The sequence below is a fragment of the Sphingomonas sp. 22R3R2A-7 genome (assembly GCF_036856055.1).
In the GTDB taxonomy this organism is placed as follows: Bacteria; Pseudomonadota; Alphaproteobacteria; order Sphingomonadales; family Sphingomonadaceae; genus Sphingomonas.
In genome coordinates, this window is record NZ_JASPFR010000003.1 from 16,956 (window position 1) to 34,932 (window position 17,977).

9 protein-coding genes and 1 pseudogene are annotated in these 17,977 nt (G+C 60.0%); 8 read left to right on the forward strand and 2 right to left on the reverse strand.

The window, feature by feature from the left end; all coding sequences use genetic code 11:
* Positions 1–243 precede the first annotated feature (243 nt).
* Positions 244–1,962 (forward strand): glycosyl hydrolase family 28-related protein, encoded by a 1,719-nt coding sequence (locus QP165_RS19760; protein WP_333997095.1) that lies wholly within the window; start codon positions 244–246, stop codon positions 1,960–1,962.
* A gap of 68 nt (positions 1,963–2,030) precedes the next feature.
* Here the strand turns inward: QP165_RS19760 and QP165_RS19765 are convergent, their stop codons facing one another.
* Positions 2,031–2,849, reverse strand: coding sequence for a GNAT family N-acetyltransferase (locus tag QP165_RS19765; RefSeq protein WP_333997096.1), 819 nt, complete (start codon positions 2,847–2,849; stop codon positions 2,031–2,033).
* Here QP165_RS19765 and rfbB point away from each other — a divergent pair.
* The 6 genes and pseudogenes from rfbB to QP165_RS19795 all read left to right on the forward strand — a co-directional run bounded on the left by rfbB (position 2,848) and on the right by QP165_RS19795 (position 9,577).
* Entirely contained in the window at positions 2,848–3,972 is a 1,125-nt protein-coding gene (gene rfbB, locus QP165_RS19770) for a dTDP-glucose 4,6-dehydratase (protein WP_333997097.1), read from the forward strand. The two genes, QP165_RS19765 and rfbB, sit on opposite strands and share 2 nt — an antisense overlap.
* A pseudogene (gene rfbA, locus QP165_RS19775) lies at positions 3,965–4,830 on the forward strand (glucose-1-phosphate thymidylyltransferase RfbA). Before rfbB ends, rfbA begins: the two are co-directional and overlap by 8 nt.
* Before the next feature lie 74 nt (positions 4,831–4,904).
* A complete protein-coding gene (gene rffA / locus QP165_RS19780; protein WP_333997098.1) occupies positions 4,905–6,035 on the forward strand; it encodes a dTDP-4-amino-4,6-dideoxygalactose transaminase in 1,131 nt (376 codons plus the stop codon).
* On the forward strand, positions 6,035–7,321 hold the full coding sequence (locus QP165_RS19785) for an O-antigen translocase (RefSeq protein WP_333997111.1): 1,287 nt from the start codon (positions 6,035–6,037) through the stop codon (positions 7,319–7,321). The genes rffA and QP165_RS19785 overlap by 1 nt, the downstream gene beginning before the upstream one ends.
* On the forward strand, positions 7,318–8,568 hold the full coding sequence (locus QP165_RS19790; RefSeq protein WP_333997099.1) for a glycosyltransferase family 4 protein: 1,251 nt from the start codon (positions 7,318–7,320) through the stop codon (positions 8,566–8,568). Before QP165_RS19785 ends, QP165_RS19790 begins: the two co-directional genes overlap by 4 nt.
* A 172-nt stretch (positions 8,569–8,740) precedes the next feature.
* Entirely contained in the window at positions 8,741–9,577 is an 837-nt protein-coding gene (locus QP165_RS19795) for a 2OG-Fe(II) oxygenase (protein ID WP_333997100.1), read from the forward strand.
* 193 nt (positions 9,578–9,770) lie between these two features.
* Here the strand turns inward: QP165_RS19795 and QP165_RS19800 are convergent, their stop codons facing one another.
* On the reverse strand, positions 9,771–10,127 hold the full coding sequence (locus QP165_RS19800; protein WP_333997101.1) for a hypothetical protein: 357 nt from the start codon (positions 10,125–10,127) through the stop codon (positions 9,771–9,773).
* Positions 10,128–10,723: 596 nt separating this feature from the next.
* On the opposite strand from QP165_RS19800, the gene QP165_RS19805 reads away from it, so the two are divergent.
* Positions 10,724–17,599, forward strand: a complete 6,876-nt coding sequence (locus QP165_RS19805) for an autotransporter outer membrane beta-barrel domain-containing protein (RefSeq protein WP_333997102.1) — start codon at positions 10,724–10,726, stop codon at positions 17,597–17,599.
* The last annotated feature ends 378 nt before the right edge of the window (positions 17,600–17,977 follow it).

Consider the following 17,977-nt stretch of genomic DNA (forward strand, 5'->3'; position numbering starts at 1 on the left):
GCAGGGTCGCATAGGCACTAACGACCACAGCGTAAAGTCTCAGCACAGGACAAGAGCTCACTGCAAGCTTACCCGTAGGCAGGGCATGCCCGTGACGCCCCCCCCCCCCCCCCCGCCCGCATTGTCACGGCGGAACGAGCGTGCGACATCGCGCGCCATGACTGATGGCATAACCAGACGGAGCACGCTCGCGGCTCTCGCGGGGGCGCGACAACACCGCTTCTGCAAGACTCACACCGGGAATTGATCAAGCCCGCAGGCGCGCCGTTCATCCAGACGCGTAGCGCCCTGGAAAAGTTACGCGAGACTGGTTCTAGCGTCCGGGATACCGGCGCGACCGGCGACGGGCAAACCGACGACACAAATGCCATTCAGGAAATTATCGACTATTTCGCACGCGTTGGTGGCGAATGGTACTTCCCGCCGGGGGTGTTCAAAACGACGACCCCCTTGGTCTGGAACTGTACGAAAACCCAACGTGTTCGCGGCCGTGGCAAACGGGCGGTCTATCCAGGGCGATACGATCCCGCTCAACCGAGTGCGTTGGCGGTTATCCTGCCGATACACGGCGGACGCGCGGCAATACAGTTCATCGGGTCACGAGTGGGTGACGGGTCGATCGAACTACGCGACATCGCGCTTGCAACGCTTGAGATCGGCCCCTGCCCGGTCGCTGCGCTGGGCTGGGACAGCGCTGAGCAATTTTTGCGCGATTTCGCGTTCATCAATTGCTCCATCCATGGCTTCACATCTGCTTTCGACCTGTTCAAGACACGCGGCAGCAACACCCAGATGGGTATGTTCAAGGCGCAGCGTTGTACGATTAACCGGAACCGCTGGATTGCCCGGACACTCGATGCGACGCAGTGGAACGGCTTTTCGTTCCGCGACAACGAAGCGGGCCAGAACGGCTATCTGCCGGGCGACGGTGGCATCGCGATCACCGCTCACAACGTGACTATTGCCGGCAACTGCCTTGAAGGACAGCGCGACCCGATCAGGCTATTCGGATCTATGAATGGCGTGTCGGTATTTGACAATTACTTCGAGATGAATGTCGGGAGCGCAGCCATTCATTTGCAGAATACTCGTGGCCCGTTCGACATTGGCGCCAACAGCTTTATTGACTGCGATCCGGCTCAACTCGATAACCTCACATTATTGAGCAACTGTGGCCACGGCCGAGTACTGGGATCATATTGGGCAAATGGCGTCACCAAGATGGCACTTCCAGTTCTTGGCAACGGCGTGGCGGGTGATAACGTTTTAAATACCCGAACCGACAGCAAGACATACGGCATGTTGCGAATGGACGGATTTGATAACGGTAACGTCTATACTCGCGCACCTCGTTGTTCTGCATTGGCTAGGCGGCGGGTGACAATCGCCGGACGGGATCTCGCGCCATGGAACGGCCAACCCATGCCCGTAGCATATCACAGCACCGCTGATTCCGCCGGTTTGCCGATTGACGTCGCCATCTCCGGTGTCGCGGGAAACTGGGTCGTGATGTCATGGCTGTTTAACCGTGAGCCGGGCATTGTAAAACCTGGAGATCCCTACGTAAGCCTTTCCGTAAATGGAAACGGAGCATCGGGTTCTCGAGATTATGCCGCCCATGATTTTGATGAATATTGGCATCCGGGTGAATGGTGCCTGCTGACTGCTGCAATCAAACTGGGAACGGCGATGACCCAACTGTCGATCAATCTTTACCCATTTGGTATTAACCCCACGCAGGGAGGCAGAACGCGATATTTGAACCCCGTGGTCTACGTAACCGATACCCCGGCAGCGATCATTCCCTACGTTGACGATTACACCGCTCGATCCGTCCTGACGCCACCCAAAACAGAAGGCTTTCAGCCAGGTGACATCGTTATGAATGGTGCTGTCGCTGCGGCGGGCCAGGCCCATTATGTGAAGCTGGCCGGATCTGCAGATCGATGGGCTTATGCGTAACAGAATGAGCAGTTTGTCGTCACGTCCACCTGCCCTTCCGTATCTCATTACAGAATCGGCCTGAAGCGCTATTCGAGATCTCCTTTTGATGCCAACCACAGGTGGTACACATCTGTTACCTCGGCGATAGCATAGCCTGCGCGTTCATACAGACGTTGCGCGGCTAAATTATCGCCCTGCGTTACGACCGAAGCAGTGGTGCACCCTTGCTCCGAAAACCACGCCGAACCGCGATCGAGCAATGCCGTACCAAACCCGCGTCCCCGCGCTGTTTGGTCGACGGCGAACAAACCAATAGTTCCTGCGCCATCGCGGCATCCTACGGTCAGCATACCGACAACCTCTCCTGCCACCCTGACGACCAGGACTGCATCGGCCATCGTACCCGCTAGGCTGTTGTCGGCCCAACGCTCGTACAACCGCACCCATGCGTCGGTAGGCATGGCTGGATCTGTCCGGAACCGTGAGAATTGCGCACTTTGCAACGCCAATTCGCGCAGCCTGGGCAAATCGGAAGGGATCGCGATATCACCATCACAAACGCCTGTTTTGCGACCGTCTTTCGGAGACAAAGCGCGTCGTAGCAAGGTGCGCCGATCAACCAATTTTGCGCCCATGGCAATCGCTGTTGCATTACCGGCTAGATCCTCTGCATAGATGTAGCATAACCTGCACCCGGTTGCGACGATCGCGTCCCGCAGCAGCGATACGTCCGAAATCTCGTTTTGTAAGCTCGTCTTAGCAATTGGGAATCCAAAGAATTCACTATCCCACTCGAGCAGCGTTACCGCGGCCATCGTTATCTCTCCTGTCGATACTCCGCCGATAGGCGCCGCCAACAAACTTGGAAAGCGATCCCCTTCGCACCAGCCGACCGGGATGGACATGACCGGCTCCTTCAGCCAGAGCGCGCCCCAGATTTGTGAGGACTTTATGGCGATACTTGCTACCGGTTGCGCCGGCTTCATCGGCAGCAATTTTGTGCGATCCTGGCTAGCGAACGACGGCGAGACGATCATCAATCTCGACAAGCTGACCTATGCCGGAAATACGAATAATCTGGCCGACCTTCGCGGCGATAACCGCTATCATTTCGTGCAGGGTGATATCGCCGACGAAGCGATGGTGTCCGAGCTACTCGGGAAGCATCAGCCACGCGCGATCATCAATTTTGCTGCCGAATCACATGTAGATAGGTCGATTGGCGGTCCCGGCGAATTCATCCAGACGAACATCATCGGGACCTTCCGATTGCTGGAAGCCGCGCGCAGCTATTGGAGCACGCTCGACACCGCAAGACAGACCGCCTTTCGTTTTTTGCATGTCAGCACCGATGAGGTGTATGGCAGCCTCGAGCCGAACGACCCGCCGTTCCACGAAGGCAGCGTATACGCGCCTAATAGCCCCTATTCGGCGTCCAAGGCGGCCAGCGACCATCTCGTGCGTGCCTGGTACCATACGTACGGCCTGCCTGTCCTGACTACCAATTGCAGCAATAATTACGGCCCCTTCCATTTTCCCGAAAAGTTGATCCCGCTCGTGATCCTGAATGCACTGGATGGTAAAGCGCTGCCTATCTACGGCGACGGCCAACAGGTCCGCGACTGGCTGTACGTCGAGGATCACTGCCGCGGCATCGCAGCTGCTTTGGAAGGAGGGACGCCCGGTGAAGTCTACAATATCGGCGGCCGAAACGAGATGTCCAATCTCGACGTCGTGCACGCCATCTGCTCAATCCTCGACGAGAAACGTCCGCGCTCCGATGGTCGCAGCTACACCCAACAGATCACTTTCGTTACCGATCGCCCGGGCCATGATCGGCGCTATGCCATCGATGCCCGCAAGATTGAGCGCGAACTAGGCTGGCGCCCACAGGAAAGCTTCGCCACGGGCATTCGCAAGACAATCCAATGGTATCTGGACAATCCACAGTGGGTTGCGGACGTCCGGAGCGGTGCTTATCGCGACTGGATCGAACATAATTACACGGAGCGCACGGATCATGCGTAAAGGTATCGTGCTGGCTGGTGGTTCCGGCACCCGGCTCTACCCAGCAACGATCGGTATCAGCAAGCAGCTGCTGCCGATCTATGACAAGCCTATGATCTATTATCCATTGTCGGTGCTAATGCTCGCCGGCATTCGCGATATTCTGGTTATTACCACACCGCAGGATCAAGAAAACTATCAGCGCGTACTGGGCAACGGCGAACGGTTCGGCATACGCCTTCAATATAGCGTGCAACCACGTCCCGAAGGGCTGGCGCAAGCATTTCTGATTGGGGAACCGTTCATCGAGAATGACCCAGTTTGCCTCGTTCTTGGCGACAACATCTTTTTTGGCCAAGGCTTCCATCCGATGCTTCAGGCCGTTAGCGCACAGGCTGATGGTGCGACGGTGTTTGCCTATCCAGTGAAGGACCCGGAGAATTTTGGCGTTGTGGCGTTCGACGAGAACAAGCGCGTGCTGTCGCTCGAAGAGAAGCCCCGTGAACCCAAAAGTCGCTTCGCCGTGACCGGGCTGTATTTTTACGACAATCAGGTGATCGACATCGCGCGCGCAGTGCGCCCGAGTGAACGCGGCGAGCTTGAAATAACGAGCATCAACCAGGCGTATCTCGATCGGGGGAGCTACGCGTCGAACTGTTGGGGCGTGGTTTTGCCTGGCTTGACACCGGTACGCACGAAAATCTGCTTCAGGCATCACATTTTGTCGAAGCTGTTGAAAGCCGTCAAGGTTTCAAGATCGCCTGTCTGGAAGAAATCGGCTGGCGCAACGGCTGGTTGAGCATGGCCGATATTCGCGCCGCCGGTGAGGTAATGGCTAAAACAGCCTATGGCCGCCACCTGCTCACCCTAGACGAATAGCGCACTCGCCACGCATATCCGTCCGTACCCAGCATACTACGACAGCCCGCGTTGCTGTCCTAAAGGAATAACTGATGCGTCAGATCGCATTCAACACCCCCATCGTGACTCAGCTCGAGCAGGACTATGTGCGCGACGCGCTGGCGTCGCCGAAACATGCTGGCGATGGCCCCTTCACCAAGCGGTGCCAGCAGTTTTTTGAAACGCGCTACGGCTTCCCCAAAGCATTGCTCACCACCTCGTGCACGGACGCGCTGGAATTGAGCGCGCTATTGCTTGACATCGTACCCGGTGACGAAGTGATCTTGCCATCGTTCACGTTTGTCTCCAGCGCTAATGCCTTCGCTTTACGCGGCGCGACGCTCGTTTTCGCCGACAGCGAGCCCCATACGCCTAATATATCGGTTGATGCGATCGAGGCGCTGATCACACCACAAACCCGCGCCATCGTGGTCGTGCATTATGCCGGGGTGGCATGTGACATGGACCCGATCATGGCCTTGGCCTCACGCCACGACATCGCCGTCGTCGAAGATGCGGCTCAAGCGGTTGACTCCTTTTACAAGGGCCAGCCGCTGGGCGGCATCGGTGCCATGAGCGCTTTCTCGTTCCATGAAACAAAAAACGTCAGTAGCGGCGAAGGCGGCCTGTTCGTCGCTAACGATCCGCGTTTTTTCGAACGCGCTGAAATTCTGCGCGAGAAGGGTACTAATCGCTCCTCGTTTTTCCGCGGTGAGGTCGATAAATACGGCTGGGTTGATGTAGGTTCGTCATTCTTGCCGTCCGACATTCTCGCAGCCTATCTAACTGGACAACTCGAACGACTGGACACCATCCAGTCTCGGCGAAAGGCAATCTGGCAGGGTTATCGCAACCGGCTTGATTCCGTCGCAGAATACGGCGTCACACTGCCGCATATTCCCGATTATGCAACTAACAACGCCCACATGTTCTATATGGTGTGCGATAATCTTGATCAGCGCACACAATTGATCGCGCATTTGCGCGAGCGCGGCATATTGGCACCGTTCCATTATCTCTCGCTGCATGCCAGCCCCTATTTCAAGGATCGTCACGACCAGCGGGCGATCCCGAACAGCGATCGCTATACCGAATGCCTGATGCGGTTGCCCCTGCATCTCGGGCTTAGCGACGATGATGTGGCCTATGTTGCGGAAGCGGTGATCGACGGCCTGCGCCGTTGATGCGTTTTGCCTCGGCAGCCACACCGAGTTGGTTCCGTCGACTACCGCTGGCTGCGCCAGCAGCGGCCAGCGCTCACGGTCTGCGGATGCTCGTCAATCTGGTTATCATCAAGATGATCGCGGTGGTACTAGGCCCGGCGGGGCTTGGTGCGATCGGCAACCTTCTCAGCGTCCTCAGTGTCGTCATGGTGTTCGCCGGTGGCGGCATTGCCAACGGCATAGCAAAGTATGTCGCACAGTATCGACAACGCCCGCGTCACATGGTGCGGCTGTTGGAAACCGCTTTCGCCATCGGTTTCGCGATGTCGGGGGTGATCATGGGGATCAGCATTCTGGCCGCCCGGCCCATTGCCATCGCCTTGTTCAATACTGCGTCGCTGTGGTGGCTATCTCCATTGCTTGGCGTTGCCCATTTCGCCTGTTTCCTGGGCACGGCCACGATCGCAATCGCTAATGGACAGCAACGTTCCGATCTGTTCGCAGCAATTTCGATCTCTGCCTATCTAGTCTGCCTTCCGGCAGCATTTGTGCTGATCCACGTCTTCGGCTTTGCTGGTGCGGCCTTGGCGCTAATGTTCATGGCAGGCTGTACGGCCCTGCCCTCGCTCTGGCTGTTGTTGCGCGCGCCCGTCCGCCGCGTTCTACGGCTCCGCTTTCATCATCCCGAGACAAAACAGTTAATCCGCTTCGGCGCGATGACGTTCATTTCCGCTCTGACGTTTCCGATTGCCGAGATTCTTGTGCGCACTGCGGTCACGGGTTCGCTGGGCATAGAACAAGCCGGCATCTGGCAAGCGTCGATCCGCCTCTCAAGCGCTATCATGGGCTTCTGCACTGTCTATCTGGCCACAAGCTATATGCCCCGCCTCTCGGCGATGACCGAACCAGATACGGCGTTCCATTTCGTTCTGCGAACGATCATACGCATCGGCCTGATCTTCATGGTGATAGCCTTCGCGGTCTATGCTGCTCGCGGGCTGGTGGTGCCGCTATTATTTTCACGCACCTTCGCGCCGCTCGAACCGCTCATGGGATGGCAGTTGACCGGCGATCTGTTCCGGGTATGCGCCTATGTGATTGGCTTCTTCGTCATCGCGCGTGCCAAGCTCGCGCTGCATATCGGTGCGGAACTGGTGCAATATCTGCTTTACGCCTGTATCAGCATCGCGATCGTCCACGCGGGCGGCGATTTGGCAGATGTGGTTCGCGGCTATGTGCTCAGCAATGGCCTTTATTTTACAATTGCGCTGAGCTGGCTGCTACTGCGCGGAAAGCAAATGCGATGATCTTTCTTGCCAATGTGCTGGTGATGAACGGTGGCACGACATTTCTCATCCGGCTTATCAAAGAGCGTGCCCGTCGCGGCCAGCGCAGCGCGGTACTATTGCTGAGCGATCGTGTGGATCCGGCATTGGTCGAGACGTTGGGCCATGATGCGGAAATTTTACGTTTGTCCGACTTCTTGGTCGATCGAGGCGTAGCAGCACGCGGCTTGCTCGGCGTGTTTGCGCCGTTGGCGCACCGCCGATTGGCTAAGGCTCTCGCGCCTTTTGGCACTCATATCCATTCGATGGGCCTGTTCGGCTCGATACTGGGATTGCGGCTTGCCGGCGGAGATCCGCAGAAGCAGCTGACGGTGGGCATTTATCATCAGAACGAATATTTATATAGACCGTCCCCCTTCCATTTTCCTCGAGAGGTTCAGAATTTATTTGCTGCGATACCTCCGGAAAATATTGTTTTCTTCAACGAGTCTTCGCGGCACAATTACTCAACACATTTTTCTGGTGCCGACTACCAGCGTTCTCATCTTCTCCCGATCGGCGTCACACTGGATCAGGAACCCGCGCCATTGCCGGTCCAACCAGGACAGCATATCGTATCGATCGGAAATCTGTTTCCTTACAAAACATACAATCGTCATATCATCGGTGTGGTTGCTGCATTGAAGGACCGATTTCCTGATATCCGGTACGATATCTATGGCGTTGGGGCGATGGATGAGAAGCTTAGGAGTTTGGCCAAAACACTTGAGGTCGATGACCGCGTCACACTCCACGGACCTCTCGAATATTCACGGTTTCGTGAAGTTGTAGCAGCATGTGACTTATTTGTGGGTAGCGGCACCTCGCTTATCGAAGCTGCCGCGGCGAAGCGCCCGGCGCTGATCGGAATCGAATCGATAGAACACCCGGTAACGTACGGCTATCTGTCAGATGCGCGAGGCTATTCTTATAATGAGAACATGCCCGACGTCCCCAAGGCGTCGATCGCCACTATGGTCGAGCGCTTATTCTCTGATCCCATTCATTGGGCGCAGGTCGCTGAAGATTGCGCTATCAAGGCACAGAGTTTTTCTATGGCCGTGACTGCCGACGGCTTAGACGCTGCCTGCGCGGTGGCACGACCGATCGCGTCACGGCTGTCGGCCCGTAGTCTAACGGCGATGGTTCTATCAATCGTTGCGATGCGGATTTCAGAATGGCGCGGCAGGTCGGAACCCTTTGGAAAACGCCATAATCAGTCTTATTGACGGGTGATGACAACAGGTTGGCCGAAGATCCGCTTCGATGTATCCCGATCGATGGCATGGGATGCTATTTACCAAGGCGGATAGCCGTGCCGGCTGAAATGTGACATGGCCGGGCATACCGGTTCGGCCGGGCGCTGTGCAAAGATATGTAACCGTGGCAGGGATGTAAGTAATGTTGATGAACCGAGCGGAGATGACAGCTACCATTCTAGCGCGGTTGGACGCCGACGCCGAGCTGATCCGTAAAGATTGGAACAAAGTCTCCCCTGGAACAAAGACCCGCTACTGTACCGTCGATAATTTGCTCCCGGAAACTGTAGCCACTGAAATTCGGCAAGCCTTTCCCAAGGATGCGGATGGCTTTAGCACAAGGGCCAGTTTTCGTGAACACAAGCGGACGTCTGGAAATTTTGACGAGCTTCCGCGAATTTTAGCCGACATTACCTTCGCGATGCAAAGTCCAGCAGTCGTCGACAAGATTGCCGATCTGACTGGTATGCCTAACCTTGAACCCGATCCCCATCTTTACGCGGGCGGCTTGTCGATGATGTTCCTTGGCGAATTTCTAAACCCGCATATCGACAACAGCCATGAAGCGACGAAGGCAAAATATCGTCGTATCAACCTGCTTTATTACGTTGCCCCCGATTGGGCCGAAGAAAACGGGGGCAATCTTGAACTGTGGGATGATAACGTAACCAAACCGGTAACAATAGTTTCAGATTTCAATAGATTAGTTCTGATGGAAACAAACAATGAAAGCTGGCATTCAGTTAGCCCATTGAATGTTGACGGGCCTCGCTGTTGCGTTTCTAACTATTATTTTTCAGAAGCTTCCCCCAGCGGCAAAGATTACTACCATGTAACCTCTTTCACGGGGCGGCCTGAACAAAAAGTGCGCCGTGCTTTAGGTTTGGTGGATAACGCCGCCCGACGATTAGCGCGGTCCGTTGGCGCTAAAAGGTCCACTGACAAAGGTTACGAAGGATCGCTCGGTCAAGAGGACTGATTTTGATTGCAAACCGGATTTTTTGTCAGCGGTAGCCTAACTTTACTTGGCAATGCCGATGGGGTCAGCGCATGCCCTCTCAGCGCACGATGATTTCAAGATATCATCGTGCGCTGCGTCTGCCCGCACTACACGCCATCATCTTGTCCTAGACAACTTAGCTTCCTGTCCGGAACACCGCCACAGCAACGACCTACTCATCCCCTTGCTGTGGCGTGACTGGAATGGACGCTATGCGTGATTTGTCATTTTGCGTCGCCTGGAAGGCGGCGGTGGGATTGTCAGTGCTGTCCGGGCGATAGCGCTCGATGCGCAGGCTCAACCTGTTATCGATCCGGTTTGTAATTCGGTTGCTCGTTCGACGCTGATCTCCCCCCGCAGGAAGCCCTTTAGCCGTCAGACGCGCACCATAGGCTGTAGCAGTATCCCGCGTTGAAGTTGTTTGCGCCGAGCCCGCCGATGCGGTCAACGCTATCATGACCGTCATTGTTGCCAGCTTCATTGCAGTTCCAATATTTTTGCCGATGCCCAGCCATTCGGCATCACGCATAAACGATATATTATTTGACCTATGATTGTCATCGACGAAAGCATGCTGACGTAAAAATAGGCGATCTGGCAATTCATTAGCGATTATAAGACGAATTTATAGAGAAGATTTTTAGACCAAATATAATAAAGATTGATAGGGTTGGCTAGTCCTGAGCCGGAACTCCTACCATTGAGCACCACCCCAATCGTCTTTCAATTAAGTGAAAACCAACTCTTACAATTCCGTAGCATTATATTGCAGTCATTAAGCAATAGCTGATACTATATGTTGCGTATAAATTCTTTAAGGCCTAAGTATTTTATGTTGCTAAAAACATGTATGCCAGCACATGATTGACAAAAGCCTAGTTTAACGCAACATTGGGGGAATTCGTGCAGGTTGGGGAAATGACGTCGCGGAAGCGGCGTGTGCGCATGTGCGCGTTGCAGACGAGCGCAATCGTGGCGACGTTTTTCGTAGCGGGCCCGGCATTTGCGCAATGCGCGCCGGATCCCACGGTCACCAATGGCACAACGACCTGCACAGGTACTGATGCCGATGGGCTTTCGGTCGCAATCGACAATACTCGCATCGTCATTGCAAGCGGAGCGATCGTGCGCCCCGGCAGTGGTACTGCTGCGATCATCAGTCGGGCTAATAATGCATCTTTCCAGGTCAATGGCCTGATTGATGGCGGGACGGGCAAGGCCGGGCTGTTCATCACTACCGCTGCCCCCACCACAGTACCGTGCGATCCATATTCAGGGGCCTCCGTCGGCTATTGCGTCCCCGGTTCCACCCAGACCAGCTATCCGTCGGCCAGCGCGACGGTGATGGTCGCGGCGGGCGGTACGATGACGGGCGCGCAAGGGATCCTGATCCGGCGCGATGCCAGCAACACCAATGGCTATATCTCCGCTTCGATCGACAATGCCGGCACGATCACCGGCACCGCGGGGCCCGCCGTGGTCACGGACCAGATCGGCTTTGGCTCGCTATCGGTCACCAACCGCGCGACCGGGACGATCGGCGGTATCGCCGGCGTGATCTCCTACGTCACCAACGCCGGGACGATCGACGGAGGCGGCAATGCTGCCCTCGCCTCGACCCTCTCGGGGATGAACGTCGTCAACACGGGCCGGATCGTGTCGAGCGGCTCGGCCGCGACGCTGAGCGGTACCGGCAGCTATCTCTACGTCAGCAACGCGACAGACGCGGTGATCGGGGGCAGCACGACCGCGATCCGCACCAGCGGTGCGCTGTCGCTGACCAATGCAGGCACGATCAACGGGTCGGTCGTCTCGACCGCCGGGTCGGGACTGAACAGCACGATCGACACGCGCGGGGGCGTGATCAACGGCGATCTGCTGCTGGGCGCGGGCAACGACACGGTCCGCGCGCGCTATGATGCCGCGACGGGCCGGATCGCTTCGGTCACCGGAACGATCGACGGCGGAGCGGGGAGCGATACGCTGGCGATCGGCGTCGATGCCAATGCGGTGTTCACCCGCGCGGTGCTGCCGACCAATTTCGAGCTGCTGGGCTTCGACCTGAGCAACAATGCGGTGGCGACGCTGGCCGCGGGCTTTACGTCCGGCACCGGTATATCGATCAGTGGCACGGGCGCGCTCGTCAACCAGGCCGCGCTCGTGACGAACGGGCAGGCCGTCGTCGCTGCATTCTCGCCTTACGGTCCCGACTTCACCAACCAGGGGTCGATCACCGCATCGCTCAGCGGCACCGGCCTGTTTGCCGTGGGCACGCCCGCGACGGTGACCAACTCGGGCACGATCACCGCCAATGGCGGGTCGGGCGTGCAGGCCTATACGACGCTGACCAACAGCGGCACGATCACCGCGACGGGGACCGGGGCTGCGGTCGTCTATGGCACGCTGGCCAACAGCGGGACGATCCGCTCGACCGGGGGTATCGGCGCGACGATTTCGGGCGGGGGTTTCAGCGGATCGACCAATGACGGGACGATCATCGGCGCGACCACGGGGCTCTCGCAGTCGAGCGGGCGACTGGTCAACACGGGCACCATAACGGGCGGCATCACGGGCGTTTCGCTTGGCTACGGCAGCACGCTGATCAACGCCGCATCGGGCTCGATCACGGGCGGTACTGCGGCAGTCAGCGGCACCGGATCGTCCGTCGCGATCGTCAACGCCGGGCAGATCGCCGGTACCGTGAACCTGGTTTCGCCCTTCAGCTTCGATTCCAGCAACGATGTGTTCGTCGATGCGGGTGGCACGGTGAGCGGCGCGATCCGGCTGGGTGGCGGTGACGATATGCTCGTCGTCGACCTGGCAAGCACGGGCACGCGACCGCTCGCGGGGGCGATCGGCGGGGTCGATGCGGGCGCCGGCTATGATACGCTGCGCTACCGGGTCAATGCCGATGCCAGCGCGGCGCTGGCGCTGACCAACGGGTTCGAGGGTCTCGCCTATGAGCTGACCAACGCCGCCGCGCTGACGCTGACCGCCGCGACGCCGTTTGCCACCACGATCGGGCTGACCGGCAACGGGTCGGTGACGCTGAACGGGACGATCTCGGCGACCGATCGCACGCTGATCGATACCGGGATCCGGACGGTCGACCAGCTGACCATGGGCACCGCGGGGCCGGCACAGGCGCTGACGATCACCAACGCCGGCACGCTGGCGCTGACCACGACCACGCAGAACAATTTCTATTCGACGCTGGCGGCGATCGCCGCAGGGACCGCCGACGTCACCAATAGCGGCATGATCACCGTCGCCAATGCGGCCGGCCTCTATTATCCGGCAGTCGCGATCAGCGGCGGGAACACGGTCACCAATAGCGGCACGATCACCCTGACCGGGGGCGGCACGGCGATCATCGGTGCGCGCGACATCGTCAATTCGGGCACGATCACGGATGTTTCCGGCACCGGTGCCGGCGCAATCGGGGTGACGGGCTTCACCACGCTGGCCAACAGCGGCACGATCCGGGTCGATGGTACCGCCGTGCAGGGCAGCTATTATTATAACCCCATGCAGATCACCAACAGCGGCACGATCGAGAGCCGCAGGGCGACCGCCGTCACGCTGGGCTATGGCAGCGTACTGACCAACGAAACGACCGGGACGATCAGCGGGCTGACCGCGATCGACCTCTCGAACGGCGGGACGATCGTCAACCGCGGCTCGATCATCGGCGATGTCGCGGCGACGTCGCCCTACGCCTATTCGAGCGCCGTCTACGTCGCGGATGGCGGCACGGTTGCCGGGAACGTGACCTTCGGGTCGAGCACCGACATGTTCCTTCAGACCGGCGCTACGACCGGGGTGAGCGGGATTATCGATGGCGGCGAGGGCTCCGATATCTTCGGCTGGTCGCGCAAAACCAGCGACAGCATCGCGCTCGACCAGCGGACGGCGATCAATTTCGAAGCCGATTACGTCGAGGCGCTCGGCACCGACACGCGCGTAACGTTGACCGCGACGAACCGTGTTGCAGGCGACCTGTACCTTCGGGGCGACGGCACGATCGTCAACGAGGCGACCATCGATGGCGCCGCACAGACCTATCTTCCGTTCTTCAACACGGCCGGATTGGCCCAGACCAACGGGCTGGCCGCGTTCGTAAACCGGGGGACGATCTCGGGCGGCGTGAACGGCCTGGTCTACGCCTTCACCAACAGCGGTACGATCGGCGCGGAATCGCTTCTGTCGAACGCCGTATACCAAGGCGTTTCGTCGGGGACGTTGTCCTTCGACAACAGCGGCGCGATCGCCTCGTCCAGCGGCTATTTCGCCGCGAGCCTCGATGGCTATGGCCTCGACGCTCTCACCGCCACGAACAGCGGGACGATCACCGGCGGACTCGCGGTATCGGCCACCACACTTCTCGACCAGACGGCCCCGGCCGCAATCGCGGTCGCCAATAGCGGTAGGATCACGTCCACCACTGGGACCGCGCTAGTGATCTCAACCGGCAGCGATTACTATTCGAGCGGCGCAAGCGCGGTCTCGCTGACCAATGGCGGTACCGTCACCGCGAGCGGCGAAGGCGGCGTTGCTGCGGAGCTGTACATCCAGGACAGGTTCGGCGCGACCGTCAGCTCGACCTACGCGATCGCCAATAGCGGGACGATTGAGGCGACCGGCAACGGCCTGACGCAGACCTATCAGGATTGGGACGGCACGACCTACACCTACACCAGTCCGGCGGTCGGACTGCTGGTCAATACCGGGACCAATGTAACCGGGACGATCGCCAACAGCGGGACGATCCAGGCGACCGGCACGTCCGCGGTCGCGCTGCTGACATCGGGCACCGCGCTCGACCTGACCAATAGCGGCACGATCCGGGGCGGCACCGGCAGCGTGCTGGCGAACGGCAACCCGCTTGCCGGCACCAGCTTGGCGGGTGCGATCCAGAGCTCGGGCCGCGCCGACGACCGCATCGTCAATACCGGCGCGATCTTCGGGTCGGTCGATCTCGGCGACGGCAACGACAGCATCGAGAACCGCGGCCGGATCGAGGGCAATGTCCTGCTCGGCGCGGGCGACGACAGCTTCCTCCAGCGCGCGGATGCGGTGCTGGTCGGCACCGTCGACGCCGGCGAGGGCAATGACGGCCTGATCGTCGATGCGACCGCGGGTGGCGCGGTCAATGGCGACCAGTTCGTCAATTTCGAGCGCTTCATGCAGGTCGGCAGCGGCAATGTCGCCTATTCGGGGACTTTCCGCTTCGACACGATCGGCGTCTCGGGCGGCGATGTGACGGTCGCCACCGGTCAGGTCCTCGCCAGCACCGGCGCAGTGACGATCACCGGCGGGGCGGGTAACGAGACCCTGACCAATGCGGGTACGATCGCCGGCAGCGTCGACCTGGCCGCTGGCGACGACCGCGTCGTCAACACCGGCACGATCCGCGGCGCCGTGCTGCTGGGGGCCGGCAACGACCGCTTCGTTGAGGGCGCTGGAAGCAGCGTGGCAGGCGATGTCGATGGCGGCGCCGGCGATGACCTGTACACCGTCATGCTCGCCGGCAACCGCAGCGGCATCGGCCAGCGCAGCAACTTCGAGCGTCTGAGCGTCGAGGGCAGCGGCACGCTGGGCCTGACGCTCGACCAGAATTTCCAGTCGATCGCGCTCGCCGGCACCGGCCTCAACCTCTCGCTGGGTGGCTTCGTCGTCGGCACCGTGACGGGCTCGGACGCGGCCGAAATGCTGTCGGTGGACGGCGATGTCGCGATGGTCTCGCTCGCCGCCGGCAACGACGAACTGGCGCTCGGCACGACGCGTGCGACCGGCCTCTATATGGGCGGCGCGGGCTCCGACCTGTTGCGCTTCACCGCAAACGCACCGGTCACGCTGGCCGGCACGGCAACAGGCTTCGAGCGCATCGCGCTTGCAGGCGGCGCGCTGACCGTGACGGGAACGCTCGGCACCGCCGGCACCGCGCTGACCTTCGGCGATGGTGCGCAGAGCGTCGTCGTCGCGGCGGGCGGCACGCTTGCCGGCACGATCGATCTCGGTGCGGGCAATGACGGCTTCCGCCTGACGGCAGGCGGTACGCTGCTCGGCACCGTCTCGGGTGGAGCCGGGACCGACACCGCGACGCTCGAGCTGGCGGGCGACCGCACGCTCGGCGCGGACATGCTGCGCGACTTCGAGATCCTGAACGGCGAAGGCAGTGGCACGCTGACGCTGACGGGTGCTCAGACCTATGAGCGCGTCAATGCCGCGACCAACCTGACGATTGGAGCGGGGGCGTCGCTCACGGCGCCTGTCGTGTTCGGGGCAGCCGATAACCGCTTCACCATCGCAGGCAGGTTTGCAGGGTCGGTCGATGGCGGGGCCGGCAGCGACACTATCCTGGTATCGGGCGGCAGCGCCGCGGCACCGGTCGCATTCGGGTCGATCGCGAATGTCGAGGCGTACGGCATGACCGCAGGCTATGCGACGATCGCCGGTAATGCATCGCTGAGCAGTGTCGACATGTCGGGTGGTCGACTTGTCGGCCTGGCGGGATCGACGATCCGTGCGGCGCAGATCGCGGTACGCTCCGGCGCGACCTTCGGGTCGGCCGGGTCGGTGATCGGCAACATCGCCGTCGCCGGCACGCTCAGCCCCGGGGCTTCGCCGGGCACGATGAGCGTGACGGGCAACGTCTCGCTTGCGAGCGGATCGGTGTCGCTGTTCGAGATCACGCCGACCGTCGCCGACAAGCTCGTGATCAACGGTGGGCTTTCGATCGCGTCGGGGTCGACACTCCGCATCGTCGCGGACGGTGCGGTACGGCCGGGTACGTCCTACGACCTGATCGTCGCAAGCGGCGGGATCAACGGTAGCTATACGACGATCGACAAGTCGGCGTCGCTGTTCGGTTTTGTCGTGCAGCGTGCCGACCGGATCCAGCTGCTCGGCCAGTTCCTGGGCGATCCCGCGTTCAACCCGCAGGTCACGCGCAGCATCGACTATGCCAATGCCGCGATCCAAGTGCAGCCGGCGACCAGTACGCTGTTCGCCGCCCTGCCCGCGCTGCTGACCGCGAGCGGCACGTCAAACAGCCAGGCGTTCGCGCAATTGACGCCCGAAGCCTATGCATCGGCGACGCAGATGGGCGTCGACCAGACGCTGAGCCTGACCGACGTCGCACGCGGACCCGGCTTTGCGACTACCGACCGCGAGGATGTCGGCCTCTTCACCTTCGCGCAAGGGATCGCGCAGTGGCACACGCTCGGTGCCGATCGCGACGCGGGCACCGCCAAGGCCCGCAGCAGCGGCTACGGCTTCCTCGGCGGGATCGGCATCGGCAACCGTGACTGGTCGGTCGGCGCGTTTGCGGGCTATCTCGACAGCCGCCAGCGGATCAGTGCGCTCGGCGCTGCGACCAGCACCGATGGTGTCGTCGCAGGCGTTCACGGCCGCTATACCGCGGGCAATATCCGGATCGGCGCATCGATCCTGTATGATGGCGGCGATGCGCGCACCACGCGCGCGCTACCGGGGGCGAGCAGTGCAACCGGGCGCTACGGCCTGCACAGCTGGGCGAGCGACGTGTCGGTCGGCTATGCGCTGGCGATGGCGGACGACTGGACGCTGACCCCCAAGGTCGGCGTGACCTATCTGCGCACCACCCGCGACCGGGTGGGCGAGGCCGGCGGACCGTTCGCCCTGACCGTGGCGCGCGATCGCCATGTCACCGGCTTTGCCGATGCCGGCGTGACGTTCGCGCGCAGCGAGGCGTCCGACGCCACGTTCCGTCCCTATGTCGGGTTCGGCGCCCGCACCCGGATCGAAGGCAAGCGCGCCGATGCGATCGCAGGCTATGCCGGTGCACCGCTGACGCTGACCGCGCTGGGCGCCCCGCGCGCGAAGGTGACCGGTACGGCATCGGCCGGCGTCGCATACCGCCTGCCGAGCGGCGTCGAACTGTTCTCGACGGTCGAAGCGCAGACCGGCCAGGACGACCACCGCGAGAGCGTCGCTACGGGCGTACGGCTGCGATTCTGAAATAGAGGATGGCTACATGTCGATGTGTCGACATGTAGCCATTTATGTGCCGCTGCCTGTCGGAATCTAGCTACAACTGCATAGCTACATTTCCCCAGGCGAATGCCCGGAGATAGAATGATAGCCGGCGAAGCTGCGCGGTCAAGCTACACCTTGCGGTTGGGTGCTCGAGTGGACTTCTAAACAAGATAAGATGATCGCCTCGTCAGCGAACAACATCGCGATGGCCGGTGGGAGGCGTAATACCAAAGTAGCGGCCACGGGGCGGGACGGCAACGTCCGATATTAGCTGTTCGAAAACTGGCCAATACAGTTACAGACATTCTCCATCTGCGCTGTTTACTCATGATGCTTTAATGTATGAAAGTAGGCCAAGCC